Source organism: Variovorax dokdonensis (genome assembly GCF_030316895.1).
Lineage (GTDB): Bacteria > Pseudomonadota > Gammaproteobacteria > Burkholderiales > Burkholderiaceae_C > Variovorax > Variovorax dokdonensis.
On the sequence record NZ_JASZYV010000001.1, the window covers coordinates 1,379,527 to 1,403,022 of the forward strand.

Below are 23,496 nucleotides of genomic sequence, written 5' to 3' on the forward strand. Positions count from 1 at the left end.
AGCGCATGGCTACCCATCTCGATCTCGAAGAACAGGAACAACTCGACCGGCTCAAGCACTTCTGGGCCACCTGGGGCAATCTCATCACGGGCGTGCTCGTGGTGGTTGCGCTGGGTGTCATCGGCTGGCAGGGTTGGCAATACCACCAGCGCAGCAAGGCAGCAGGAGCGGCAGCGCTCTATGACGAGATGCTGCGGGCCTCGGAGAGTGGCGACACGGCTCGCGTCGAACGGGCGCTTGCCGATATGAAGGACAAGTTCGCCGGCACGGCCTACGCGCCCCAGGCGGGGCTGCTGGCCGCCAAGGCGTTGCGCGACAAGGGCAATGCACAGGCATCGCAGGCGGCGCTGGCATGGGTCTCGGAGCAGGCGTCTGACCCCGGCTACCAGGCCGTCGCACGCCTTCGCCTGTCCGCCGAGTTGATGCAGGCCAAGTCTTACGACGAAGCGCTCAAGTTGCTCGACAAACCGGTGCCCAAGGAATTCGAGGCGCTGGTTGCCGACCGCAAGGGCGACATCTTCCTGGCCCAGGGCAAGCGAAGCGAAGCCCGCTCCGCCTACGAACAGGCGTGGCAAGGCATGGACGCTCAAGACGCCTATCGCCGCATGGTCGAGATCAAGCTCAACGCCGTCGGCGTAGACGCATCCACGCTCAAGGCGAAGCCCTGACCGGCGCCCACTCACTTGGACCAGAATCAATTGCTGTTTCCGCAGGGACCCAACGAACCATGAAGACCAAGCGATTCCTGCCCGGTGCACGCCTGCGCCGGGGTGCCGCCATCGTCCTGTCCGCGCTCGTCCTGGTGGCTTGTTCGGGCGACTCCAAGCCCAAGCCTGCCGAGCTTCCCGCCAACCCCGATCTCATCGGACTGAGCCAGGCCTGGTCGTTCAAGCTGCCGGAGGTCAAGTTCCCGCTCGTCTCCGACGTGTCTGACGACGTGGTCGTGGTGGCCGGTGGCGAAAAGGGCACCGTGCTGGCCATCGACGCGCGTACCGGCAAGGAACTGTGGCGGGTCGACGTGGGCGTGAGCCTGAATGCAGGCGTCGGCAGCGACGGCACGCTGGCGGCCGTGGTCACGCGCGAGAACGAACTCGTGGCCATTCAGGGCGGCGAGATCCTCTGGAAGAAGAAGCTGAGCGCCGAGACGTTCACGCCGCCTTTGGTGGCGGGGCGCCGCATCTTCGTGCAAGGCGCCGATCGGGCCACATCCGCCTGGGATGGCCAGAGCGGGCGGCGCCTGTGGACGCAGACGCGACCTGCCGAGGCTCTGGTGCTCAAGCGACCCGGCGTGCTGCAGGCGGTGAACGATGCGCTGGTCACCGGCATCGGCGCACGACTGGTGGCGATGAACCCGGCCAATGGCGCGTCGGTCTGGGAGGCGCCCATCGCGTCCCCGCGTGGCACCAATGACGTCGAGCGCCTGGTCGATCTGACGGGCACCATCAGCGTGGCCGGCGGGACCATCTGTGCTCGCGCCTACGTCGCCGCCGTCGGCTGCGTGGACGGCAATCGGGGCACACTGGTCTGGACCAAGCCGTCCTCGGGTTCAGAGGGCGTCACGGGTGACGAGAACACGCTCTATGGTGCCGAGCAGAATGGCGTCGTGACGGCCTGGCGTCGCCGCGACGGCGAGCAGATCTGGAGCACCGACGCGCTCAAGTACCGGCAACTCACCGCGCCTCTGGCGGCCGGCCGAGCCCTCATTCTTGGCGAAGGCAGCGGCAATCTGCTGCTGTTGAGCCGCGATGACGGCAAACTGCTGGCGCGCGTGTCTCCCGACGGTTCCGCCATCGCGGCCGATCCGGTGCTGGTGGCTGGCACCCTCGTGGTCGTGACCGCCAAGGGCGGCGTTTTCGGATATCGGCCCAAGTAAGGGCCGGCCGGGCGCCCATTCAACAAGAACAGCGAACGCTGCAATAAAAGGAAGGCGCATGAAGCCGGTTATCGCTCTGGTAGGGCGGCCCAACGTGGGCAAATCGACCCTGTTCAACCGGCTCACCAAGACGCGCGACGCCATCGTGGCCGACTTCGCCGGGCTGACGCGCGATCGGCACTATGGCAATGGCCGGGCCGGAAACCGCGAATACATCGTCATCGACACGGGTGGCTTCGAGCCCGATGCGGGCAGCGGCATTTATAGCGAGATGGCCAAGCAGACCCGCCAGGCGGTAGCCGAGGCGGATGTGGTCATCTTCGTGGTCGATGCGCGCGATGGGCTGTCCGCGCAGGACCATGACATCGCCAATGAACTTCGCCGTCTGGGCAAGCCCTGCATCCTGGTGGCCAACAAGGCCGAAGGCATGCAAAGCAGCGCCCGACTGGTCGATTTCTACGAGCTGGGTTTTGGCGAGGTGCATGCCGTTTCGGCCGCTCACGGTCAGGGCGTGCGGGACATCGTCGATCTGGCGCTGGAGTCGCTCAACCTGCCTGACGTCGAGGAAGACGATTTCGGCGATGACGCCGAGGCCAAGCCCATCCGTCTGGCCGTGGCCGGGCGACCGAACGTGGGCAAGTCCACATTGATCAACACTTGGCTGGGTGAGGAGCGCCTGGTCGCCTTCGACATGCCCGGCACCACGCGCGATGCGATCACGGTGCCCTTCGAGCGCAACGGCCAACGCTTCGAGCTCATCGACACGGCGGGACTGCGGCGCAAGGGCAGGGTGTTCGAGGCTATCGAGAAGTTCTCGGTGGTCAAGACGCTGCAGGCCATCGAATCGGCCAACGTCGTCTTGCTGCTACTGGACGCGACGCAGGGCGTGACCGATCAGGACGCCCACATTGCCGGCTACATCCTGGAAAGCGGCCGCGCAGTGGTGATCGCGGTCAACAAGTGGGACGCGGTGGACGCCTACCAGCGCGAGCAAGTGAATCGGCAGATCGAGAGTCGCCTGCCATTCTTGAAGTTCGCCTCGCTCAATTTCATCTCGGCGGCCAAGCGACAAGGCCTGGGGCCGGTCTGGCAGGCCATTGCCCAGGCTCACAAGGCCGCAACGCGCAAGATGTCCACGCCGGTGCTCACACGCCTCTTGCAAGAGGCGGTGCAGTTCCAGACCCCCAAGAAGACGGGCATGTTCCGCCCCAAGCTTCGCTATGCGCACCAAGGTGGCATGAACCCGCCGGTGATCGTGATCCACGGCAATTCGCTGGAACACGTGACCGATGCGTATCGACGCTTTCTCGAAGGCCGGTTCCGCAAGGAGTTCGACCTGGTCGGCACGCCGCTGCGCATCGAATTCAAGACTTCGCACAATCCGTTTGCCGACAAGGAGGGCTGACGCCCCGGTCGGCGCAGCCTCCGGGCACACCCGGCAGTGCCTTTATTTTTCGAGGGCCATTGAACCGATCTGCTGCACTGCAGAAACCCTGTGATAAGGTTCAGAGTCCAACAACAACTTCTTGAACACGGAGAATATCGTGAGCAACAAAGGGCAGCTTCTTCAAGACCCGTTCCTCAATACGCTGCGCCGCGAACATGTTCCGGTGTCGATCTACCTGGTCAACGGCATCAAGCTGCAAGGTCAGATCGAGTCGTTCGACCAGTACGTCGTCCTCCTGCGCAACACCGTGACTCAGATGGTCTACAAGCACGCCATCTCGACGATCGTCCCGGGCCGCGCAGTCAATTTCTCTGCCGCTGAACAGGACGCCGCTGCCTGATCGGCCGGGCGTGGCAGGCTGACGCCGCGCCCCCTTCACGAAAGCCACATCCCGATTGGCTGAACAGATTCCCCGCGTCGCTGGCGCCGCCATCCTGGTGGGTGTGGACTTCGGCTTGCCGCATTTTGACGGTGAACTCGAAGAACTTGGGCTGCTCGCGCAAACCGCGGGCCTCGATCCGGTGGCTCGCCTGACCTGCAAACGCAAGGCGCCGGACGCCGCACTCTTCGTGGGCAGCGGCAAGGCCGATGAAATCCGCGAACTGGCCGAGATGCATCGCGCCAGCGAGGTCATCTTCGATCAGGCCTTGAGCCCCGCCCAGCAGCGCAACCTGGAACGCGCCATCGGTGCGGCCGTCTACGACCGCACCTTTCTCATTCTGGAGATCTTCGCCCAGCGGGCCCGCAGCCACGAAGGCAAGCTTCAGGTCGAACTGGCGCGTCTCCAATACCTGAGCACCCGGCTGGTTCGCCGCTGGTCGCACCTGGAGCGTCAGCGCGGCGGCATCGGTACCCGTGGCGGCCCCGGCGAAACCCAGATCGAGCTGGATCGCCGGATGATCGGTGACGCCATCCGGCGGACGCGCGAACGGCTGGCCAAGGTGCAGCGCCAACGCGGCACGCAGCGCCGCCAGCGCGAGCGCCGCGACACTTTCAATATCTCGTTGGTCGGCTATACCAACGCCGGCAAGTCTTCGCTGTTCAACGCGCTGGTCAAGGCCCGGGCCTATGCCGCCGATCAGCTCTTTGCCACGCTGGACACCACGACGCGCCACCTCTACCTGGGCGACGCCGGACGGAGCGTTTCCATTTCCGACACCGTGGGTTTCATCCGGGATCTGCCGCACGGACTGGTCGATGCGTTCAAGGCCACCTTGCAGGAGGCGGTCGACGCCGACCTGCTACTGCACGTGGTGGATGCGTCCAATCCTCACCATCCGGAGCAAATGGACGAGGTGCGCGCCGTGCTCGAGGAAATCGGAGCGGCCGATGTACCCCAGCTGATGATCTTCAACAAGCTGGATGCCATCGAGCCCGAGCGTCGACCTGTTCGCCTGAAGGATCACATGGAAGTGGACGGACGGCTGTTGACCCGTGTCTTCCTCAGTGCCCGAACGGGCGAGGGACTGGCCGAACTGCGGGAAGAGCTTGCCCAGCGGGCAATGGCCGCGATGTCCTCGAAGCCCCTTGCCGATGCTGCGCCATTGCAGGATGCGGCGCATTGATTGGCACAATTGGCGCGCCATTCACTGTTAGACGAGAAGAAAAGAAACTAATGATTGCAAAGCCACTGTTGGGACGGTTTCGCGGCATGTTCAATTTGAACGATGGTCGTTGGGGCCGGGGCGATGAGGGTTCCTCTTCGGAGGGTGATCGCCCGAATGCGAACCGTCCCGATGCGGAGCCTCCGGGCCGGCCGCCGGCGCCGCCCGAACGGCCGCGCGGCCAGGGCCCGAACCAGGGCCCGCCGGACCTGGATGAGCTGTGGCGCGATTTCAACCGCAAGCTCGGTGGCCTGTTCGGCGGGCGGGGCGGCGGCCAACCGCCGTCGTCGGGAGGCAACGGCAACGGCGGCAACTTCAAGCCGGACATGAAAAACGCGGGCTTCGGCCTTGGCCTGGTGGTGGTCGTGGCGCTGCTCATCTGGCTGAGCACCGGCTTCTTCATCGTTCAGGAAGGCTCCCAAGCCGTCATCACCCAGTTCGGCCGCTACAAGTCGACCGTGGGTGCGGGCTTCAACTGGCGCCTGCCTTACCCGATTCAGCGCCATGAGATCGTGGTGGTCACGCAGATCCGTTCCGCAGACGTGGGACGCGACACCATCGTTCATTCGACCGGGCTGCGCGAATCCGCGATGCTCACCGAGGACGAGAACATCGTCGAGATCAAGTTCGCCGTGCAATACCGCCTGAGCGACGCGCGTGCCTACCTCTACGAATCCAAGGCGCCGGCCGAGACGGTCGTGCAGGTGGCGGAAACCGCCGTGCGCGAGGTGGTGGGCAAGATGAAGATGGATGCCGCTCTGGCCGAGGAGCGCGACCAGATCGCACCCCGCGTTCGCAATCTCATGCAGAGCATCCTCGACCGCTACAGCGTCGGTGTCGAGGTGGTGGGCATCAACCTGCAGCAAGGCGGCGTGCGCCCGCCTGAGCAGGTTCAGGCCGCATTCGACGACGTGCTCAAGGCTGGCCAGGAGCGCGAGCGGGCAAAGAACGAGGCGCAGGCCTATGCCAACGACGTCGTGCCTCGCGCGAACGGTACGGCCTCGCGCCTCATCGAGGAGGCCCAGGCCTACAAGGCGCGCGTGGTCGCTACGGCGCAGGGTGATGCGCAGCGCTTCCAGCAGGTGCTTGCCGAATACCAGAAGGCCCCGCAGGTGACGCGTGACCGCATGTACATCGATGCCATGCAGCAGATCTACGCCAACACCAGCAAGGTGCTGGTCGATTCCAGGCAGGGCTCCAACCTGCTGTACTTGCCTCTGGACAAGCTGATGCAAGCCTCGGGCGCCGCGCCCGGCGCGACTTCGACCGAGACCACGACGGCACCGGCGGCTAGCACGCCGCCGCCGCCTCCGGGCTACCCCGCCTCCAATGAAACGCGCATCCGCGACGGCCGTTCGCGCGATCGCGACTCCCGCTGAGCCAGGAACGACAGGCGCCGCAGAACATGAACAGAATCGGATTCATCGCCACCTCCTTCCTGATCGCGCTCATGGTTTTGAGCTCGACACTCTTCGTCGTCGACCAGCGCCAGTTCGGCGTGGTCTACGCGTTGGGGCAGATCAAGGACGTCATCACCGAGCCGGGGCTCAATTTCAAGCTTCCGCCTCCTTTCCAGAACGTGTCGTACATCGACAAGCGTCTGCTGACGCTGGCCAGCCTCGATACCGAGCCCATGCTCACGGCCGAGAAACAGCGCGTCGTGATCGACTGGTATGTGCGCTGGCGCATCACCGACCCGTCGGCCTACATCCGCAACGTCGGTCTGGACGAGAACGCTGGCGCGAGCCAGCTCAACCGGGTGGTCCGCAACGCGTTCCAGGAAAACGTCAACAAGCGCACCGTGCGTGACCTCATTTCGGTTCGGCGCGAAGAGCTGATGGCCGACGTGAAGCGTGAGGTGCTCGAAGTGGTCAAGGGCGCCAAGCCTTGGGGCATCGACGTGGTCGACGTTCGCATCACGCGGGTGGACTATGTCGAGGCCATCACCGAATCGGTCTACCGCCGCATGGAAGCCGAGCGCAAGCGCGTGGCGAACGAGTTGCGTTCCACCGGCTTCGCCGAAGGTGAAAAGATCCGCGCCGACGCCGACCGCCAGCGCGAGGTGATCGTCTCCAACGCGTATCGCGACGCCCAGAACATCAAGGGGCAGGGTGACGCCCAGGCCAACTCGATCTTCGCCGAGGCCTTCGGGCGCGATGCGCAATTCGCGCAGTTCTATCGAAGCCTCGAGGCCTATCGCCAGTCCTTCGGCAAGAAGGGCGACGTGATGGTGCTCGACCCGAAGAGCTCGGACTTCTTCGGCGCGATGCAGGGCCCAAGCTCGGTGACGGGTGCCGCCGCGGCACCACGGCGCTGATCGGCCTCGCGTCCTGGCGAACCAACATCCGGTTGCTGCCGCGTCGTGGGCGACACGCTCTGGAGCGCATTGGCGCTGGTTCTGGTCATCGAAGGGCTCTGGCCCTTCCTGTCACCGGGTGGCTGGCGCCGTGGTTTTACGCAGCTGATGCAATTGCGTGACGGGCAATTGCGCTTCTTCGGCCTGTGCAGCATCGCCCTGGGTCTGGTGCTGCTCTGGCTTCTCGCCAACTGACGGCAGATCGGGGCCCTCGATCGGCCCTGTAGAATCCCTGTTTTAACCGCAGGGACACACACGTTCCTTCGTCTTCACATGTCTGCCTGGGTCCTTCCGGATCACATCGCCGATGTGCTGCCCTCCGAGGCGCGCCACATCGAGGAACTCCGACGCCAACTGCTCGACACCGCCCGTGGCTATGGCTACGAGCTGGTGATGCCGCCGTTGCTCGAGCATCTTGAATCCTTGCTGTCCGGCACGGGCGAAGCACTGGGCCTGCAGACTTTCAAGCTGGTCGATCAGCTGTCGGGTCGCTCGCTCGGCCTGCGCGCCGACACGACGCCGCAAGTTGCGCGCATCGACGCTCACCTGCTCAACCGCCGCGGCGTGGTGCGCCTGTGCTATTGCGGCCCGGTGCTGCACACCCGCCCCGATCGACCGCATGCCACTCGCGAGCCGCTGCAGTTCGGCGCCGAGATCTATGGCCATGCCGGCATCGAGGCCGACATCGAGAGCCTGCACCTGGCGCTCGATTGCCTGGGTGCCGCCGGTCTGCAAGGTGGCGCGATCGTCGACCTGGCCGATGCGCGCATCGTGCGTGCACTGCTTGCCGGCGCAACCGATGATGCTGCCGCCATCGCCCGCATCCACGCAGCGCTCGCTGCCAAGGATGCGAGCAGGCTGCGCGAGCTGACGCAGGACTTTCCTGCCGCCTCGCGTGATGGCCTTCGCGCCTTGATCGAGCTGTACGGCGACGCCGAAGTCCTCGACGAGGCGGCCCGGCGCATCGGCCATGTGCCGGGGGTCGCGCCCGCGCTGGACGAGTTGCGCCGCATGGGCCGGATGGTCGATGGCGCCGCCAGCGTCAGCTTCGACCTGGCGGACCTGCGTGGCTGGGCCTACTACAGCGGCATGCGCTTCGGCATCTACGTGCCGGGCGCCGCCGACGCGCTGGTGCGTGGCGGCCGTTACGACGAGGTGGGCGCCGTCTTCGGCCGCAACCGGCCCGCCGTCGGCTTCAGCCTGGACGTGCGCGAATTCGTCGGGGTGCTTGCACCTCGGCCGCTGCGTGCAGCCATCCGCGCTCCGTGGCGCGACGGCGACGGGCTTCGTGCCGCCATTGCCGACCTGCGCGGCAAGGGCGAGACCGTCGTGTGCGTACTGCCAGGCCATGACAGCGAAGTCGATGAATTCCATTGCGACCGCGAGCTCGTCGAGCACGGCGGCCAATGGCAAGTGAAACCCCTTTGAATCTCGAGCAATCCGGAACGTGAACATGAGCGCAACCACTGGACGTAATGTGGTCGTCGTCGGTACCCAGTGGGGCGACGAAGGCAAAGGCAAGCTGGTCGACTGGCTGACGGAAAGCGCCCAGGGCGTGGTCCGTTTCCAGGGTGGCCACAACGCGGGGCACACGCTGGTGATCAACGGCGTCAAGACGGCGCTGCACCTCATTCCCAGCGGCATCATGCGCCCGGGCGTCAAGTGCTACATCGGCAACGGTGTGGTGCTGTCGGCGGCCAAGCTCTTCGAGGAGATCGAAGGCCTGGAGAAGGCCGGCGTCGAGGTCCGCTCGCGCCTGCGCATCAGCGAAGCCTGCCCGTTGATCCTGCCCTTCCATGCCGCGCTGGACATCGCGCGCGAGGCCTATCGCGAGAAGGGCGGCATCGAGAAGATCGGTACCACTGGTCGCGGCATCGGCCCGGCCTACGAAGACAAGATCGCCCGCCGCGCGCTGCGCGTCCAGGACCTCAAGCATCCCGAGCGCTTTGCCGCCAAGCTCAAGGTCCTGCTCGAGCTGCACAACCACGTGCTGGTGGAAGTACTGGGCGCCAAGCCGATCGATTTCGACGAGGTCTACAACGAGGCGATGCGCCACGCCGAACTTCTCAAGCCGATGATGGCGGACGTGTCGCGCGAGCTCAATGAAGCCCATCGCCACGGCGAGAACCTGCTGTTCGAAGGCGCACAAGGCACGCTGCTCGATGTCGACCACGGCACCTACCCGTATGTGACTTCCAGCAACTGCGTGGCCGGCAACGCCGCCGCCGGCTCGGGCGTGGGCCCCGGCATGCTCCACTACGTGCTGGGCATCACCAAGGCCTACTGCACCCGCGTGGGCGGCGGGCCGTTCCCGACCGAACTGGACTGGGCCACGCCCGGCACGGTGGGCTATCACCTCTCGACCGTGGGCGCCGAGAAGGGCGTCACCACCGGTCGCAGCCGCCGTTGCGGTTGGTTCGACGCAGCGCTGCTCAAGCGCTCGGCGCAGGTCAACGGACTGTCCGGCCTTTGCATCACCAAGCTGGACGTTTTGGATGGTTTGAAGGAACTGCAGTTGTGCACCGGCTACATGCTCGACGGTGAACACATCGACATCCTGCCGATGGGCGCGGACGAGATCGAGCGCTGCATCCCCGTGTACGAAACGATCGAAGGCTGGAGCGAGAGCACGGTGGGCGTGACCCAGTTCGACAAGCTGCCAGTCAATGCCCGTCTTTACCTGCAGCGGATCGAACAGGTGACCGGCGTGCCGGTGCACGTCGTCTCGACCAGCCCGGATCGCGACCACACCATCATGATGCGCCACCCGTACCTGGCCGATTGAACGCCCGGTCCGATTCACGAACCCAGTCCCGACGACCCACCACGAAAGCCCATCCGCCATGTTGACCGAAGACGGCAAGCACCTTTACGTCAGCTACGACGAGTACCACAACCTGATCGAGAAGCTGGCGATCAAGATCCACCAGTCGGACTGGCAGTTCGACACCATCTTGTGCCTGGCGCGCGGCGGCATGCGGCCCGGCGATGTGCTCTCGCGCATCTTCGACAAGCCGCTGGCGATCATGTCCACCAGCTCCTACCGTGCCGATGCCGGTACCAAGCAGGGGCACCTGGACATCGCCCGCTACATCACGACGCCCAAGGGCGAGATCGCCGGCAAGGTGCTGCTCGTGGATGACCTGGCCGATTCCGGCCACACGCTTCACGCGGTGATGGACATGCTGCGCAACAACTACTCGCCCATCACGGAACTGCGCAGTGCCGTGATCTGGACCAAGGCGCTGTCGACCTTCACGCCCGATTACTCGGTGGACTACCTGGCCACCAACCCGTGGATCCATCAGCCCTTCGAGGCCTACGACACCACGCGCCCCGAGAAGCTCATCGAGAAGTGGTCGGTCTGAGGGCCGTCTCGGGCCCTGTCCCTCAGGCGTCGGGATTGCGCTCGTAGCGCTCCTGCATCTCCTCGGGGCTGACTTCTTCGATGGTGTGGCCGACGTTCCATCGGTGGCCGAATGGATCGAAGAAGCTGCCTGAACGCTCGCCGTAGAAGTGATCGGCCAGCGGCATGTGCAGCGTGGCGCCGGCCTGCAAGGCACGCTCCACGACCGCATCGGCGTTGTCCACATGAAGGTGGAGGGTGACGCCAGTGGCCCCGATCGACTTGGGGCTGCGAATCCCGTACTCGGGGAATTCCTCGCACAACATCAGCGTCGCACCATCGAAGTCGAGCTCCACATGCCCGACCCGTCCGCCGGGCTCTGTGAGCCGAAACTTCTCTTTCATGTCGAACACGCGGACGTAGAAGTCGATGGCCGCCTGGGCATCATGGACGCACAGGTAGGGGAACATTTCTCTGGGCATGGGCGATCCTTGCAGTCTTGCTTTCGAGCGGTTCATTCTGAGCGCCCGCGCCCTCGACGTCTTGTAGGAAATTGACCGCCGGCCCGGTTTGCGCAAATCAGCGCGGGACGTGACGCGGTGCGCTCGGCGCGGCAATCCGCCAAGCCTGCGGTGAGAGGCCGGTCAACGCCCCGAACTCGCGCGAGAGGTGTGCCTGATCCGAGTAGCCGGCGGCCAGCGCGATCTGGCTCCAGGTCTGCCGTGGATCGACCGCCAGTGCCAGCACACGATCGAGGCGTTGCACTCGCGCATAGGTTTTTGGGGCAAGTCCGGTGGCCCGCCTGAACAGGTCGATGAAGTGCCTGTGGCTGCAGCCGGCGCGTTCAGCCAGCGCGCGGACAGGCAGAGTGCCATGGCGCAAGGGCAGCATCGCCTGCGCGACCGCCGGGTCCAGGCTGTGCGTCGATTCGCCGAGGCGATCGAGCAGCAACTGCTCAAACACGTCGAGCTGGTCAGAGAGTGACGCAGCGGCCAGCAGACGCTCATGCGCGAACGCGGCCTGCGCACGCCACAGATCGTCGAGCAGCGTGTGCCGCCCCGCCAGTTCATGTTCCGGCGCGCCCAGCAACAGCAGGGCGGCGCCGGGGCGCAGCAGGGCGCCCACCGACGCCGACGGCGTGCTCACGTCGCGCAGGTAGTGGCTTGCACGTGCACCGCCGACCAGCGCCTGGCCGATCGCGTGGCCGAGCCGGTCTTCCATGCCGTCGAAGATGCGCAGCGGCGGCCCGGACAAGCGAAACACGAGGTGCGTGGCACCGGTGGGCAGGACATGCTCGCGCATCGATCTCGGTGTGGCCACCCCGGCGTCGGGGGCGCTCGCCCACATCGTCTGCACGAAAAGGCGCAGCCGGGGCGAGACGGGCGAACGCGTCAATTGCGGCATGGTTTGTGAGAAGAGGGGCGCGTGTGGCCGCACGATAGCATCGCACCATGAGCAAGCCCATCACCGACCTGATTCACCATCCCTACACACCGCCTTCCAGCTTCGAGGCTCCACAGGGCGGCGTCTACAAGGCGTCGACCGTCTTCTTCAAGGACGTGGCAGCCATGCGGGCGCGCGACTGGAAGACAAAGGCCGGCTACACCTACGGCCTGCACGGCACGCCCACCACCTTCGTGCTGGAAGAGCGGCTGGCCGCGCTGGAAGGCGGCAGCGACTGCCTGCTGGCACCGAGCGGACTCGCCGCGATCTCGCTGGTGTCGCTGGCGCTGCTCAAGACCGGCGACGAGGTGCTGTTGCCGGACAACGTCTACGGCCCCAACAAGGCCCTGGCGGCCGGAGAACTGGCCAACTACGGCATCACGCATCGGCTCTACAACGCCCTGGACCCGTCGGACCTCGCAGCCAAGTTGTCGCCCCGCACCCGGCTCGTGTGGATCGAGGCGGCCGGCTCTGTGACGATGGAGTTTCCCGACGTGTCGGCCCTCGCAAGCCTGTGCCGCGAACGCGGCGTGACGTGCGCGCTCGACAACACATGGGGGGCAGGACTGGCCTTCCGCCCCTTCGACCTGGAGGGCGAGGGCTGGGGCGTGGACGTTTCGGTGCACGCGCTCACCAAGTACCCGAGCGGCGGGGGAGACGTGCTGATGGGCAGCGTCGTCACGCAGGACCCGGCCCTGCACCTGAAGATCAAGCTCACGCACATGCGCCTGGGCCTGGGCGTGGGCGTGGACGACGTGCAGGCCGTGCTGCGCTCGCTGCCCAGCATGGCGCTGCGCTACGCCGCGCACGACCAGAGCGCGCGCGATCTGGCGCGCTGGCTGTCGCAGCGCGAAGAAATCGCCCAGGTGCTGCATCCGGTGCTGCCCGACTCGCCCGGTCACGAAAACTGGCGTGCGCTGTGCGGCGCCACCGACCTGGCCGCCGGCCTGTTCTCGGTCGTGTTCGACGAGCGCTACGGCACCGAGCAGGTCGATGCCTTCTGCGATGCGCTGAAACTCTTTCGCCTGGGCTATTCCTGGGGCGGCCCGATCAGCCTGGTCGTGCCCTACGACATCGGCCTGATGCGCGACGCGAGCGTCGCCGCGTGGCCGTACCAGGGAACGCTGGTGCGTTTCTCCGTCGGCCTGGAGGCGGTGGAAGACCTCCGCGCAGACCTCTTGCAGGCGCTCGACGCACTCTGACCCAGCCGGCCTGGCCGGCGATTGGGCCGCGGTCCCTGGCCGCACGCGTTCGGAATCGTGGGACGCCCCGGAACTCAACTGATTGACACATGAATATTTGAAAAGTAATGTGTTGTCACTGCAACCAACGGGTGTTCCTTCATGAAAATCGCCATCCTGGGCGGAGGCCACGGCTGCTACGCCGCCGCCGCCGATCTCTCTGAAGCTGGTCACGAGGTCCGCCTCTGGCGCCGGGACGCAGCTGCGCTTGCCGCCGTGCAGGAGGCGGGTTCGACCATCCGCCTGAAGGACGCCGAAGGCGAGCGCGACGTGCGCATTGCCCTGGCCACCCCCGACATCGGCGCGGCCTTGGCGGGCGCGGAACTGATCGTCATCCCTTCGCCGGCCATCGCCCAGGCCGATATCGCGCGTGCCATGGCGCCGCACCTGGTGGACGGGCAAGTGGTCTTCCTTCCGCCGGGCACCTTCGGCAGCTTCGTGATGGCGCAGATTGCACGCGCAGCGGGCAGCAAGGCCGACGTGGCCTGGGCCGAAACCGGCACCTTGCCCTACCTGGCGCGCAAGCATGGCGATCGCGAGGTGAACGTCACCATCCGCGCGATCCGCCTGCCGACCGGCGTCTATCCGGCTCGCAAGGAAAAAGAGGCCATCGATCGAATCCGCGCGGCGTATCCGGCCGTGCACGGCTGCGGAGACGCGCTGTCGGGCGCCTTGATGAATGCCGGGCCGGTGATTCACCCGCCGCTCATGGTCATGAACGCTGCGCCGCTGCAGCATTTCGAACGCTGGGACATCCACAACGAAGGCACCCAGCCGGCCGTGCGCGCCGTCACCGACCGGCTCGATGCCGAGCGCATCGCCGTGCGCGAGGCGCTGGGCCACGGCGGGCCGCACTATCCGCTGGCCGACCACTACAACAATGACCAGTGGATGTATGGCGACGCGCACAAGAAGCTGGTCAAGTCGGGCGACTGGCGCGAGAACATCGACCTGCACGGCCATCGCTACATCACCGAGGACACCGAACTCGGCCTGGCCTTCCTGGCATCGGCCGCGCGCTACGCCGGCGTGGACGCGCCCATCGCACACGGGCTGCTGGCGATCGTCGGCGGCTTCCTCGGGCGCGACCTGCGCCGCGGGCCGCGCACGCTGGAGGCGCTGGGCCTGGCCGAACTGCCGCCGAACGCACTGAAAGAGCGCCTGCATGACGGCGCCTGATTCCATGCCTTCGCCGCGCGTGGCGGCAGTCGGCGCCGGCAGGATGGGGCGCGGCATTGCCATTGCCTTCGCGTACGCCGGCCATCGCGTGTCGCTCGTCGACCTGCGTGAGCGCAGCGACGACGCCTGGCAACGCCTGCAGGCCGAAGCCAGGGGCGAGATCGAGGCCAGCCTCGCCGGGCTCGCCGCCTTGGGCATGTTCGATGCGGATCTGGTGCCGACGATCTCGGCGCGCGTGGAGCTGGTGCGCGCCGACGCGGCGGCCAAGGCGCTTTCAGCCGTCGAACTGCTGTTCGAAGGCGTGCCGGAGACGCTGGAGGCCAAGCGCGAAGCCTTCGAGGTGATCAATGCGCATTGCCCCGAAGACGCCATCCTCACCAGCACCACCAGCAGCATCCTGGTGACGCAGATTGCCGAGTTCGTGCATCGGCCGGAGCGTTTCCTCAATATCCACTGGCTCAATCCGGCCTATGTGATTCCGGTGGTCGAGCTGAGCCACCATCCGCGCACCGATCCGGCCGTCCTGGCGCGTGCCAAGGCGCTGATGGAAGAGATCGGCAAGCTGCCCGTGGTGTGCGGCCCGACACCCGGCTACATCGTGCCGCGCCTGCAGGCGCTGGTGATGAACGAGGCGGCCCGCATGATCGAGGAGGGCGCGGCCACGGCCGAGGAAATCGACAAGGCCACGCGCTACGGCCTCGGGCTGCGCTTTGCGGCGCTGGGCGTGGTGGAGTTCATCGACTTCGGCGGCGCCGACATCCTGCACCATGCCAGCCGGGAGATGTCGGCCAGCGTCGATGCCGCGCGCTACCAGGCGCCGCCGATTCTCGATCGCATGATGGCGCAAGGGCGCCTGGGCCTGAAGAGTGGCAGCGGCTTCTACGACTACGCCGGCCGCGATGTGGGCGCCTATCGAGCCGATGTGCTGCTGCGCACGCTGGGCATGCTGCGGCATGCCGGCCTCTGGCGCGCGCCGGTGTCCACCACGGTCGGCTGAACATGGCACCGACAAGCATCCGGCGCGGCTTTGCCGATCTGTCGGTCGGGCAGGTGCACTACGCCAGCGCCGGTGCGCCGGACGCGCCGCCGGTGCTGCTGCTGCACCAGAGCCCTCGAAGCTGGGCCGAATACCGCGATGTGCTGCCGCGCCTGGGCGAGCGCTTTCATGCCATTGCGATGGACACCGTGGGCTTCGGCGATTCGGCGCCGCCGCCATGGCCGCCGAGCATCGAGCGATGGGCCGGCGTTGCGGTCGAACTGCTCGACGCCCTTGGTGTCGAGCGGGCGCATGTCGTGGGCCATCACACGGGCGGCGTCATCGCGCTGGAGATGGCGGCAGCCTTTCCTTCGCGCGTGGCTTCTCTCGTGCTGTCGTCCACGCCGTACACCGACGAAGCCTTCCGGGCCGCGCGCGCCCAGCGTCCACCGATCGACGGCGTCGAGCGCCACGGCGATGGCGCCCACCTGCAGCAGATGTGGCAAAACCGGCAAGGGTTCTATCCGCCAGAAAGGCCCGAACTGCTCGAGGCTTTTGTGCTTGACGCCCTGAAGGCCGCCGGCGATGTGGAAGGCGGGCATCGCGCGGTGGCGAGCTACCGCATGGAAGAGAAAATCGGGCGCGTGAAGCTGCCCGTGCTGCTCATTCGCGCGCCGCAGGATCCGTTCGCGGCGGCCCATGCGCATGAGCTGGCGGCGCATCTGCCGCAGGCCAGCATCCTGGACATCGAAGGCGCGATGGTGCCGCTGCCCGATCAGTTGCCCGGGCCCTTTGCCGAGGCCGTGGGCCGCTTCATTGCGGCGCAGCGCTGAACCGGACCTGAACTAGACGAGGTCGTCCGGCTCGTTGTCGTCCGCCGCATCAGGCGCGCGTTCGTGCAACTCGATCATTCGTCGCAGCGTGTCCTTCAGCGCTTCGGCCGATGGGAGGCCGAAGGGCTCCAGCACCCGGTGCTCGTGCTCGCGGGCGAGTTCCATCAGATGACCCACCGTGCGCTCGCCTTCGTCGGTGATGCGCACCAGCGTGATGCGCCGATCACTCTCGTGGGGCAGGCGCTCCACATGCCCCTTGGTGCTCATCCGATCCAGCAGTCGTGTGACGGTGGGCTGCTTCATCACCGCGATCTGCGCCAGGCGGCCGATGCTGATGGCGGTGCCGCCGGCCAGCGAGGCCATCACGCGCCATTCGGACACCGAAAAGCCCTGTTCCCGCGCCACCTTATGGAATTCCGAGGAGATCAGGTGGCTGGCTTGGGCCAGCAGGGCGGGCAGGTAGTCCTCGACGAAACGCAACTCCTGCGCCGCACCAGCCCGCCTCGTCCTGGGTGCCTTCGAAGCCGGCACGCTGCTTGCATCTCTAGGGTTATTCATGATTGTGGATAGATTCAGGACTAAAGAATATACGGCCTTTGGGGCTTGCGGTCCCAGGGTTTTCAAGGAGCACCATGGCTGAGCGGTCCTTTGTCGAGGAAGTCAAGAAGCTGAAGCTGGGCGAAGGCGAGGTTTTCAGCGGTGAAGGCATTCTGGCGGTCACCAAGGCGTTGCTGGAATCCGGGGTCGCGTATGTGGCCGGCTACCAGGGCTCGCCCATCTCGCACCTGATGGATGTGCTGGCCGATGCGCAAGACATCCTGGCCGAGCAGGGCATTCGCTTCGAGAACAGCGCGAGCGAAGCGACGGCCGCGGCCACGCTGGCTGCATCGGTCAACTATCCGCTGCGCGGCGCCGTCACCTTCAAGGCGACGGTCGGTACCAACGTGGCGTCGGATGCCCTGGCCAACCTGGCGTCGGGCGGCGTGACGGGCGGGGCCCTGGTCATCGTCGGCGAGGACTACGGCGAGGGCTCGTCCATCATGCAAGAGCGCAGCCACGCCTTTGCGATGAAGTCGCAGATGTGGCTGCTGGACCCTCGCCCCAACCTGCCTTCGATCGTCGAATCGGTAAAGGCCGGCTTCGAGCTTTCGGAGGCCAGCCATACGCCGGTGATGCTGCAGTTGCGAATCCGCGCGTGCCACGTGCACGGGCGATTCATCGCATCGGACAACCGTCCGCCCTCGTTCACGCTCAAGGATGCGCTGGAGCATCCGCAGCGCGACGTCGGCCGCATCGTCCTGCCGCCCGCGAGCTTCGTGCACGAGCAGGAGAAGGTGCGCGATCGCTGGCCGGCAGCCGTGAAGTTCATCGAAGAGCGCGGCCTCAACGAATTCTTCTCCGACGGTGCCGGCGACGTGGGCGTGATCGTCCAGGGCGGCAGCTACAACACGGCGCTGCGCGTGCTCGAGCGCCTCGGCTTGGCGGACGTGTACGGCAACAGCCAGGTGCCGCTGTACGTGATGAACGTGGCCTATCCGGTGATCGACAGCGAAGTGCTGCGTTTTTGCCGCGGCAAGCGCGCGGTGCTGATGGTCGAGGAAGGGCAGCCCAACTTCATCGAGCAGAACATCGCGACGATCCTGCGCCAGGCGGGCATCGACACCGCCTTGCATGGCAAGGACCTGCTGCCGGTGGCCGGCGAATACACGGCGGCGGTGCTGCTGGCGGGCGCGCGCGCCTTCTTCGAGAAGTACGGCCTGCTACAGCCGCAGCCCAAGCCGGAGCCGGTCCGCAAGGTGATCCCGCTCAAGGCTGTTCCTGCCGATCCCGTCCCCGCCGCGATGCCCGAGATGCCCGAGCCGGCCGAGCCGATCGAAGCCGTCGTCCATGCGCGTCCACCGGGCTTTTGCACCGGCTGCCCGGAGCGTCCCATCTTCAGCGCGATGAAACTGGTCGAGCGCGAACTGGGGCCGCACCACATCAGCGCCGACATCGGCTGCCACCTGTTTTCCATCCTGCCGCCGTTCCACCTGGGCAACACCACCATGGGCTATGGCCTGGGTGCAGCCGGTGCCGCGGCGCTCAACGTGCCGTCTGGCAGGCGGGCGATTTCGGTGATGGGCGACGGCGGCTTCTGGCACAACGGCCTGACGAGCGGCATCGCCAATGCGGTCTTCAACCGCAGCGACAACCTGACGGTGGTGGTCGACAACAACTACACCTCGGCCACCGGCGGGCAGGACATTCTTTCTTCCAACGCGCACAACGCTACGCGCAGCACCGGCCACGAGATCGAGCAGGCGGTGCGCGGCGTGGGGGTGAAGTGGGTCAAGACGCTGCGCCGCACCTACGACGTGGCGGGCATGCGCGACACCTTGCGCGAAGCGCTCACCACCACGCAAAAGGGACCGAAGGTGCTGGTGGCGCAGTCCGAATGCATGCTCAACCGCCAGCGCCGGGAAAAGCCGCTGGTGCGCAAGGCGCTGGCCAATGGCGAGCGCGTGGTGCGCGAGAAGTTCGGCGTCGATTCCGACACCTGCACCGGCGACCATTCCTGCATCCGCCTGTCGGGCTGCCCGTCGCTGTCGATCAAGCCCAACCCCGACCCGCTGCGTACCGACCCGGTCGCGACCGTGCTCGACAGTTGCGTCGGTTGCGGCAACTGCGGCGAGGTTTCGCACGCCGCGGTGCTGTGCCCGTCGTTCTACAAGGCGCAGGTGATCAGCAACCCCACGGCCTTCGAGCGCTGGCGCGATGGACTGCGTTCCCGCCTCATCGGCTGGATGCAGCGCGGCCAGGCACGGCGACGCGCCAAGTACGCCTTTTGACAGGACGGCGAGCCATATGACCCAACCCATCAAGATCGCGATCCTCGCCATGGGCGGCGAGGGCGGCGGTGTGCTGGCCGACTGGATCGTCGACCTCGGCGAGCACAACGGCCATGTCGCGCAGACCACTTCCGTGCCTGGCGTGGCGCAGCGCACCGGCGCCACCATCTACTACGTCGAGTTGTTTCCGCGCGCGCGCGCCGAGGCCGACGGCGGCCAGCCCATATTGGCACTGATGCCGCTGCCCGGCGACGTGGACGTGGTGCTGTGCTCCGAGCTGATGGAAGCCGGCCGGGCCGTGCAGCGCGGCCTGGTTACGCCGGATCGCACCACCTTGCTGGCGTCCACCCACCGCGTCTTCTCGATCGCCGAGAAGTCGGCCATGGGCGATGGGCGTGTTGACAGCGATCAACTGCTCGCGCATGCGCGGCGTGCCGCCAAGCGCTTCATCCGCTTCGACATGGCGCAGGCGGCGCAGGACAGCGGCAGCGTCATCAGCGCGGTGCTGTTCGGCGCGCTGGCGGGCTCGGGCGTGCTGCCTTTCGGCCGCGCGCAGTTCGAGGCGACGATCGAACGCGGCGGCGTGGGTGTCAAGCCCAGCTTGCGTGCCTTTGCCGATGCCTTCGAACGGGCGCAGCGCGACGAAGCCGCAAGCGAGACTGCCGATGCGGCGCCGGCCGCGGTGCCGACCCCCAAGCCGACCGATCCGCAGGTGCGAGCACTTGTCGAGCGCGTTCAGCGTGAGTTCCCCGCACCGGCGCAGGCCTTGCTGCTCGAAGGCGTGCGTCGCCTCATCGACTACCAGGACCTGGCCTATGCCGTGACCTACCTCGACCGCGTCGCAGCCGTGGCGCGCCTGCAGGTGGATGACGGCCATCGGCTGCTGACGGCCACGGCGCGCCATCTGGCGCTTTGGATGACCTACGAGGACACCGCGCGGGTGGCCGACCTCAAGACGCGCGATACCCGCTTCGAACGCGTGCGCAGCGAGGCTGGCGCTCAGGATGCGCAGCTCGTCGCCATCAACGAATACATGCATCCGCGCCTGCAGGAGATCTGCGAGACGCTGCCGGGTGGACTGGGCCGCTGGCTGATGAACTCGGGCATGCCGCGTCGCCTGGTCGAGCGCATGACGCGCAAGGGCCGCGTGGTGACCACCAGCAGCCTGAGCGGCTACCTGATGCTGCGCTGCGTGGCCGGCACGCGCCGCTGGCGGCGCAGCACCACGCGCTTCGCGCAGGAGAACGCACGCATCGAGCAATGGCTGGCGCACATCGCGCAGGCCGCTGCCCACAACCCCGCCCTGGCGCTGGAGATCGCGCAGTGCCAGCGCCTGGTCAAGGGCTACAGCGACACGCACGAGCGCGGCGTTGCCAACTACGAGCTGCTGATGCAGGCCGCCTTGCGCGCTGGCGCGGCGCTCGCGCCGGCCACCTTGCGCGAACTGCGCGACGCGGCGCTGGCCGACGAGCACGGCAACCAGTTGCGCGCCAAGCTGGCGCAATACGCGCTGGCCTGAAGAACGGGAGACGAAGCAAGCATGTTCCACGAACAACCCGCCATGCTCACGCTGCGCGTGACCGAGGCGCAAAGCCTCAACCCGCTGGTGCGCCAGTTCCGCCTTGCCCGGCAGGACGGCGGTGCGCTGCCCGGCTTCAGTGCCGGCGCGCACATCCAGGTGCAAGTGACGCTGCCCGATGGCAGCCGCGACTGGCGCCACTACTCGCTCATCAATCCGGTCGCCCAAAGCGGCGTGACCGACGCGCCCACCGAATACCGCATCGCGGTGCGTCGCGAGGACGAAGGCCGAGGCGGCTCGCGCTTCATGCACGAAGTCCTGCAGGCCGGCCAGGAGCTCGTCGTGCAGGCGCCGAAGAACGACTTTCCCCTGCACGACGGCGGTGACTGTGCCGTGCTGGTGGCAGGCGGCATCGGCATCACGCCCATGCTGAGCATGGCCGCGCAGCGCTGCGCACAAGGTGCGCCGGTGCGCATGCACTACGCCGGCCGCAGCCGCTCGCTGATGGCCTTCCTGCCCGAGCTGGGCGAACTGCTGGGCGAACGGCTCGACGTGCATGCGGACGACGAGGCGGGGCGGCCGCTGGACATCGGCGCACTGCTCGACCGATGCGCCGCCGACGAACGCCTGTACGTCTGCGGTCCCAAGGTCATGCTCGACGCGGTGCTGGCCGCCGCCCAATCGCGTGGCTGGAACACGCACGAGCGCATTCACTTCGAACTGTTCACCACGCCCGAAGTGGAAGAGGGCGACCAGCCCATCGAGCTCGTGTTGGCCCAGTCCGGCAAGACGTTGACCGTGCCGGCAGACCAGACCATCCTCGATTGCCTGATCGACAACGGCTGCGATCCGATGTTCGATTGCAAGCGCGGCGAATGCGGCGTGTGCGCCACGCCGGTGATCGAGGGCGACATCGATCACCGCGACTACGTGCTCACGGCGCGCGAGAAGGCCGAGGGCAATGTCATGCAGATCTGCATCTCGCGCTGCAAGGGCAAGCGCCTGGTGCTGGACATCTGACGATCCATCAAGGAGGCAACCGTGACCACCTACCGCAACAACCCCGAGGCCATCCGCGCCCTGGTGCAGCCCGACCGGGTGCACCGCGACCTGTACATCAGCCAGGAACTGTTCGAGCTGGAGCAGGAGCACTTCTTCGCCAACACCTGGAACTTTGTCGGCCACGACAGCCAGCTTCCCAAGCCCGGCGACTACATCCAGGCCGACATCGCGGGGCGCCCCCTGATCGTCGTGCGCCACACCGACAACTCGGTGCGCGTGATGATGAACCGCTGCGCCCACAAGGGCTCGCGCCTGGTGAGCGCACCTTGCGGCAACACCGGCAAGTTCTTCCGCTGCCCGTATCACGCCTGGACGTTCAAGACCGACGGCTCGCTGCTGTCGATCCCGCTCAAGAACGGCTACGAGGGCACGCAGCTTCACGAATGCGAGTCTGCCAAGGGTCTGGTCACGCTCAAGAACGTGCGGCTGTACCGCGGCTTCATCTTCGTGAAGATCAACGACGTGGGCCCGGACTTCGAGGAGTACTTCGGCGATTCGCTCAGCTCCATCGACAACATGGCCGATCGCTCGCCCGAAGGCGAACTCGAGATTGCCGGCGGATGCCTGCGCTTCATGCACCAGTGCAACTGGAAGATGTTCGTCGAGAACCTCAACGACACCATGCACCCCATGGTGGCGCACGAATCGTCGGCCGGCACGGCCAAGACCATGTGGGCCGACAAGCCGGCGGATGCGCCCAAGCCCATGGCCATCGAGCAGTTCGTGCCCTTCATGTCCGACTACAAGTTCTTCGAGGACATGGGCGTGCGGGTGTTCGACAACGGCCACAGCTTCTCGGGCGTGCACTTCTCGATCCACAGCAAGTACTCGACCATCCCCGAGTACGACGCGGCGATGAAGGCCGCGTACGGCGACGAACGGGCCGCGCAGATCCTCGGGCTAGCGCGCCACAACACGGTCTACTACCCCAACCTGACCATCAAGGGCGCGATCCAGTCGATCCGCGTGCTGCGCCCCATCGCGGTCGACAAGACGCTGGTGGAAAGCTGGACCTTCCGCCTGAAGGGCGCGCCGCCGGAACTGCTGCATCGCACCACGATGTACAACCGCCTGATCAACTCGCCCTTTTCGGTGGTGGGGCATGACGATCTGCAGGCCTATCGCGGCATTCAGGCCGGCCTGCATGCGAGCGGCAACGATTGGGTCAGCCTGCATCGCAACTTCGATGCGGCAGAAATGGGTCAGAAGGACGTCACCACCGTCGGCACCAGCGAGATCTCCATGCGCAACCAGTACCGCGCCTGGGAACGCCACATGACGGCCAGCATGGGAGGCGAGCAATGAGCACCGTGACCCGGCAGGACCTGATCGACTTCGTCGTGCGCGAATGCCGCATGCTCGACGAGAAGCGCTACGAAGAGTGGAACGCGCTCTTCACCGACGACGCCTTCTATTGGGTGCCGCTCGTGCCCGACCAGCCCGACGCCATCCAGCACACCTCGCACCTCTACGAGGACAAGCTGCTGCGCGAGCTGCGCATCGAGCGGCTGAAGAGCCCGCGCGCCTTCTCGCAGCAGCCGCCCAGCCGCTGCCACCATCTGCTGCAAATGCCCAGCGTGGAGGAGTTCGACACGCAGGCAGGCCGCTACCTGGTGCGCACCGAATTCCACTACACCGAATCGCAGGGCGATGAACTGCAGTTCTATGTCGGTACCTTCTTCCATCATCTGGTCGAAGCCGATGGCGGGTTGCGCATGACGCTCAAGCGGGTCAACCTGCTCAACTGCGACGCGGCGCTGCCGGCCGTGCAACTGTTCATCTGAAAGAG

The 23,496-nt window shown here is 66.3% G+C and carries 23 protein-coding genes; 20 read left to right on the forward strand and 3 right to left on the reverse strand.

Annotation, left to right across the window (positions count from 1 at the left end):
* Positions 1–5: 5 nt before the first annotated feature.
* The 11 genes from QTH91_RS06400 (at position 6) to QTH91_RS06450 (ending at position 10,648) form a co-directional block, all read left to right on the forward strand.
* Positions 6–668 (forward strand): YfgM family protein, encoded by a 663-nt coding sequence (locus tag QTH91_RS06400; protein WP_286659167.1) that lies wholly within the window; start codon positions 6–8, stop codon positions 666–668.
* A 59-nt stretch (positions 669–727) separates the two neighbouring features.
* A complete protein-coding gene (bamB, locus tag QTH91_RS06405) occupies positions 728–1,873 on the forward strand; it encodes an outer membrane protein assembly factor BamB (RefSeq protein ID WP_286659168.1) in 1,146 nt (381 codons plus the stop codon).
* A gap of 58 nt (positions 1,874–1,931) precedes the next feature.
* Positions 1,932–3,278, forward strand: a complete 1,347-nt coding sequence (gene der / locus QTH91_RS06410; RefSeq protein WP_286659169.1) for a ribosome biogenesis GTPase Der — start codon at positions 1,932–1,934, stop codon at positions 3,276–3,278.
* Positions 3,279–3,417: 139 nt separating this feature from the next.
* Complete coding sequence (gene hfq / locus QTH91_RS06415; protein WP_286659170.1) at positions 3,418–3,660, forward strand: RNA chaperone Hfq; 243 nt, start codon at positions 3,418–3,420, stop codon at positions 3,658–3,660.
* A gap of 55 nt (positions 3,661–3,715) precedes the next feature.
* Positions 3,716–4,885 carry a GTPase HflX gene (hflX, locus tag QTH91_RS06420; protein ID WP_286659171.1) on the forward strand — a complete coding sequence of 390 codons (1,170 nt, stop codon included), beginning with the start codon at positions 3,716–3,718 and terminating at the stop codon, positions 4,883–4,885.
* An 86-nt stretch (positions 4,886–4,971) separates the two neighbouring features.
* A complete protein-coding gene (gene hflK / locus QTH91_RS06425) occupies positions 4,972–6,303 on the forward strand; it encodes an FtsH protease activity modulator HflK (protein WP_286659172.1) in 1,332 nt (443 codons plus the stop codon).
* 26 nt (positions 6,304–6,329) lie between these two features.
* Positions 6,330–7,241, forward strand: a complete 912-nt coding sequence (gene hflC, locus QTH91_RS06430; RefSeq protein WP_286659173.1) for a protease modulator HflC — start codon at positions 6,330–6,332, stop codon at positions 7,239–7,241.
* 45 nt (positions 7,242–7,286) lie between these two features.
* The gene (locus QTH91_RS06435) at positions 7,287–7,475 is read left to right on the forward strand and encodes a DUF2065 domain-containing protein (protein ID WP_286659174.1); all 189 of its coding nucleotides are present in this window, start codon (positions 7,287–7,289) and stop codon (positions 7,473–7,475) included.
* 78 nt (positions 7,476–7,553) lie between these two features.
* A complete protein-coding gene (locus tag QTH91_RS06440) occupies positions 7,554–8,708 on the forward strand; it encodes an ATP phosphoribosyltransferase regulatory subunit (RefSeq protein ID WP_286659175.1) in 1,155 nt (384 codons plus the stop codon).
* A 25-nt stretch (positions 8,709–8,733) separates the two neighbouring features.
* Positions 8,734–10,065 carry an adenylosuccinate synthase gene (locus QTH91_RS06445; protein ID WP_286659176.1) on the forward strand — a complete coding sequence of 444 codons (1,332 nt, stop codon included), beginning with the start codon at positions 8,734–8,736 and terminating at the stop codon, positions 10,063–10,065.
* A 58-nt stretch (positions 10,066–10,123) separates the two neighbouring features.
* On the forward strand, positions 10,124–10,648 hold the full coding sequence (locus QTH91_RS06450; protein WP_286659177.1) for a phosphoribosyltransferase: 525 nt from the start codon (positions 10,124–10,126) through the stop codon (positions 10,646–10,648).
* Between the two features lie 22 nt (positions 10,649–10,670).
* On the opposite strand, the gene QTH91_RS06455 is transcribed toward QTH91_RS06450, so the two are convergent.
* Together QTH91_RS06455 and QTH91_RS06460 are read right to left on the reverse strand one after the other, a co-directional pair.
* The gene (locus QTH91_RS06455) at positions 10,671–11,108 is read right to left on the reverse strand and encodes a VOC family protein (protein ID WP_286659178.1); all 438 of its coding nucleotides are present in this window, start codon (positions 11,106–11,108) and stop codon (positions 10,671–10,673) included.
* 97 nt (positions 11,109–11,205) lie between these two features.
* Positions 11,206–12,030 (reverse strand): helix-turn-helix domain-containing protein, encoded by an 825-nt coding sequence (locus QTH91_RS06460; protein ID WP_286659179.1) that lies wholly within the window; start codon positions 12,028–12,030, stop codon positions 11,206–11,208.
* 47 nt (positions 12,031–12,077) lie between these two features.
* Here QTH91_RS06460 and QTH91_RS06465 point away from each other — a divergent pair, with 47 nt between their 5' ends.
* From QTH91_RS06465 to QTH91_RS06480, 4 genes are all read left to right on the forward strand, one after another.
* A complete protein-coding gene (locus tag QTH91_RS06465) occupies positions 12,078–13,271 on the forward strand; it encodes a PLP-dependent transferase (RefSeq protein ID WP_286659180.1) in 1,194 nt (397 codons plus the stop codon).
* A gap of 141 nt (positions 13,272–13,412) precedes the next feature.
* Positions 13,413–14,489: an NAD/NADP-dependent octopine/nopaline dehydrogenase family protein gene (locus QTH91_RS06470; RefSeq protein ID WP_286659181.1), complete on the forward strand. Its 1,077-nt coding sequence runs from the start codon at positions 13,413–13,415 to the stop codon at positions 14,487–14,489.
* Positions 14,476–15,486 (forward strand): 3-hydroxybutyryl-CoA dehydrogenase, encoded by a 1,011-nt coding sequence (locus tag QTH91_RS06475; RefSeq protein ID WP_286659182.1) that lies wholly within the window; start codon positions 14,476–14,478, stop codon positions 15,484–15,486. The genes QTH91_RS06470 and QTH91_RS06475 overlap by 14 nt, the downstream gene beginning before the upstream one ends.
* A 2-nt stretch (positions 15,487–15,488) precedes the next feature.
* Complete coding sequence (locus tag QTH91_RS06480) at positions 15,489–16,298, forward strand: alpha/beta fold hydrolase (RefSeq protein ID WP_286659183.1); 810 nt, start codon at positions 15,489–15,491, stop codon at positions 16,296–16,298.
* A 12-nt stretch (positions 16,299–16,310) separates the two neighbouring features.
* On the opposite strand, the gene QTH91_RS06485 is transcribed toward QTH91_RS06480, so the two are convergent.
* On the reverse strand, positions 16,311–16,856 hold the full coding sequence (locus tag QTH91_RS06485; RefSeq protein WP_286659184.1) for a MarR family winged helix-turn-helix transcriptional regulator: 546 nt from the start codon (positions 16,854–16,856) through the stop codon (positions 16,311–16,313).
* 74 nt (positions 16,857–16,930) lie between these two features.
* Here QTH91_RS06485 and QTH91_RS06490 point away from each other — a divergent pair, with 74 nt between their 5' ends.
* From QTH91_RS06490 to QTH91_RS06510, 5 genes are read left to right on the forward strand one after another with little or no spacing between them, the layout of a single operon-like run.
* Positions 16,931–19,126 (forward strand): thiamine pyrophosphate-dependent enzyme, encoded by a 2,196-nt coding sequence (locus QTH91_RS06490; RefSeq protein ID WP_286659185.1) that lies wholly within the window; start codon positions 16,931–16,933, stop codon positions 19,124–19,126.
* Between the two features lie 16 nt (positions 19,127–19,142).
* A complete protein-coding gene (locus tag QTH91_RS06495; protein ID WP_286659186.1) occupies positions 19,143–20,645 on the forward strand; it encodes an indolepyruvate oxidoreductase subunit beta family protein in 1,503 nt (500 codons plus the stop codon).
* A gap of 21 nt (positions 20,646–20,666) precedes the next feature.
* On the forward strand, positions 20,667–21,665 hold the full coding sequence (locus QTH91_RS06500; protein ID WP_390368225.1) for a PDR/VanB family oxidoreductase: 999 nt from the start codon (positions 20,667–20,669) through the stop codon (positions 21,663–21,665).
* A 21-nt stretch (positions 21,666–21,686) separates the two neighbouring features.
* Positions 21,687–23,012, forward strand: coding sequence for an aromatic ring-hydroxylating dioxygenase subunit alpha (locus QTH91_RS06505; RefSeq protein WP_286659187.1), 1,326 nt, complete (start codon positions 21,687–21,689; stop codon positions 23,010–23,012).
* Entirely contained in the window at positions 23,009–23,491 is a 483-nt protein-coding gene (locus QTH91_RS06510) for an aromatic-ring-hydroxylating dioxygenase subunit beta (protein WP_286659188.1), read from the forward strand. The genes QTH91_RS06505 and QTH91_RS06510 overlap by 4 nt, the downstream gene beginning before the upstream one ends.
* Positions 23,492–23,496 lie beyond the last annotated feature (5 nt).

Bases quoted from the DNA above. Each gene is read 5' to 3' on its own strand.
- QTH91_RS06460 (WP_286659179.1), bottom strand. From the start codon at position 12,030: ATGCCGCAATTGACGCGTTCGCCCGTCTCGCCCCGGCTGCGCCTTTTC.
- QTH91_RS06465 (WP_286659180.1), top strand. From the start codon at position 12,078: ATGAGCAAGCCCATCACCGACCTGATTCACCATCCCTACACACCGCCT.
- QTH91_RS06485 (WP_286659184.1), bottom strand. From the start codon at position 16,856: ATGAATAACCCTAGAGATGCAAGCAGCGTGCCGGCTTCGAAGGCACCC.
- hflK (WP_286659172.1), top strand. From the start codon at position 4,972: ATGTTCAATTTGAACGATGGTCGTTGGGGCCGGGGCGATGAGGGTTCC.
- QTH91_RS06440 (WP_286659175.1), top strand. From the start codon at position 7,554: ATGTCTGCCTGGGTCCTTCCGGATCACATCGCCGATGTGCTGCCCTCC.
- QTH91_RS06480 (WP_286659183.1), top strand. From the start codon at position 15,489: ATGGCACCGACAAGCATCCGGCGCGGCTTTGCCGATCTGTCGGTCGGG.
- QTH91_RS06495 (WP_286659186.1), top strand. From the start codon at position 19,143: ATGACCCAACCCATCAAGATCGCGATCCTCGCCATGGGCGGCGAGGGC.
- QTH91_RS06445 (WP_286659176.1), top strand. From the start codon at position 8,734: ATGAGCGCAACCACTGGACGTAATGTGGTCGTCGTCGGTACCCAGTGG.
- QTH91_RS06450 (WP_286659177.1), top strand. From the start codon at position 10,124: ATGTTGACCGAAGACGGCAAGCACCTTTACGTCAGCTACGACGAGTAC.
- QTH91_RS06500 (WP_390368225.1), top strand. From the start codon at position 20,667: ATGTTCCACGAACAACCCGCCATGCTCACGCTGCGCGTGACCGAGGCG.
- bamB (WP_286659168.1), top strand. From the start codon at position 728: ATGAAGACCAAGCGATTCCTGCCCGGTGCACGCCTGCGCCGGGGTGCC.
- QTH91_RS06475 (WP_286659182.1), top strand. From the start codon at position 14,476: ATGACGGCGCCTGATTCCATGCCTTCGCCGCGCGTGGCGGCAGTCGGC.
- QTH91_RS06470 (WP_286659181.1), top strand. From the start codon at position 13,413: ATGAAAATCGCCATCCTGGGCGGAGGCCACGGCTGCTACGCCGCCGCC.
- QTH91_RS06400 (WP_286659167.1), top strand. From the start codon at position 6: ATGGCTACCCATCTCGATCTCGAAGAACAGGAACAACTCGACCGGCTC.
- der (WP_286659169.1), top strand. From the start codon at position 1,932: ATGAAGCCGGTTATCGCTCTGGTAGGGCGGCCCAACGTGGGCAAATCG.
- QTH91_RS06455 (WP_286659178.1), bottom strand. From the start codon at position 11,108: ATGCCCAGAGAAATGTTCCCCTACCTGTGCGTCCATGATGCCCAGGCG.
- hflC (WP_286659173.1), top strand. From the start codon at position 6,330: ATGAACAGAATCGGATTCATCGCCACCTCCTTCCTGATCGCGCTCATG.
- QTH91_RS06510 (WP_286659188.1), top strand. From the start codon at position 23,009: ATGAGCACCGTGACCCGGCAGGACCTGATCGACTTCGTCGTGCGCGAA.
- QTH91_RS06490 (WP_286659185.1), top strand. From the start codon at position 16,931: ATGGCTGAGCGGTCCTTTGTCGAGGAAGTCAAGAAGCTGAAGCTGGGC.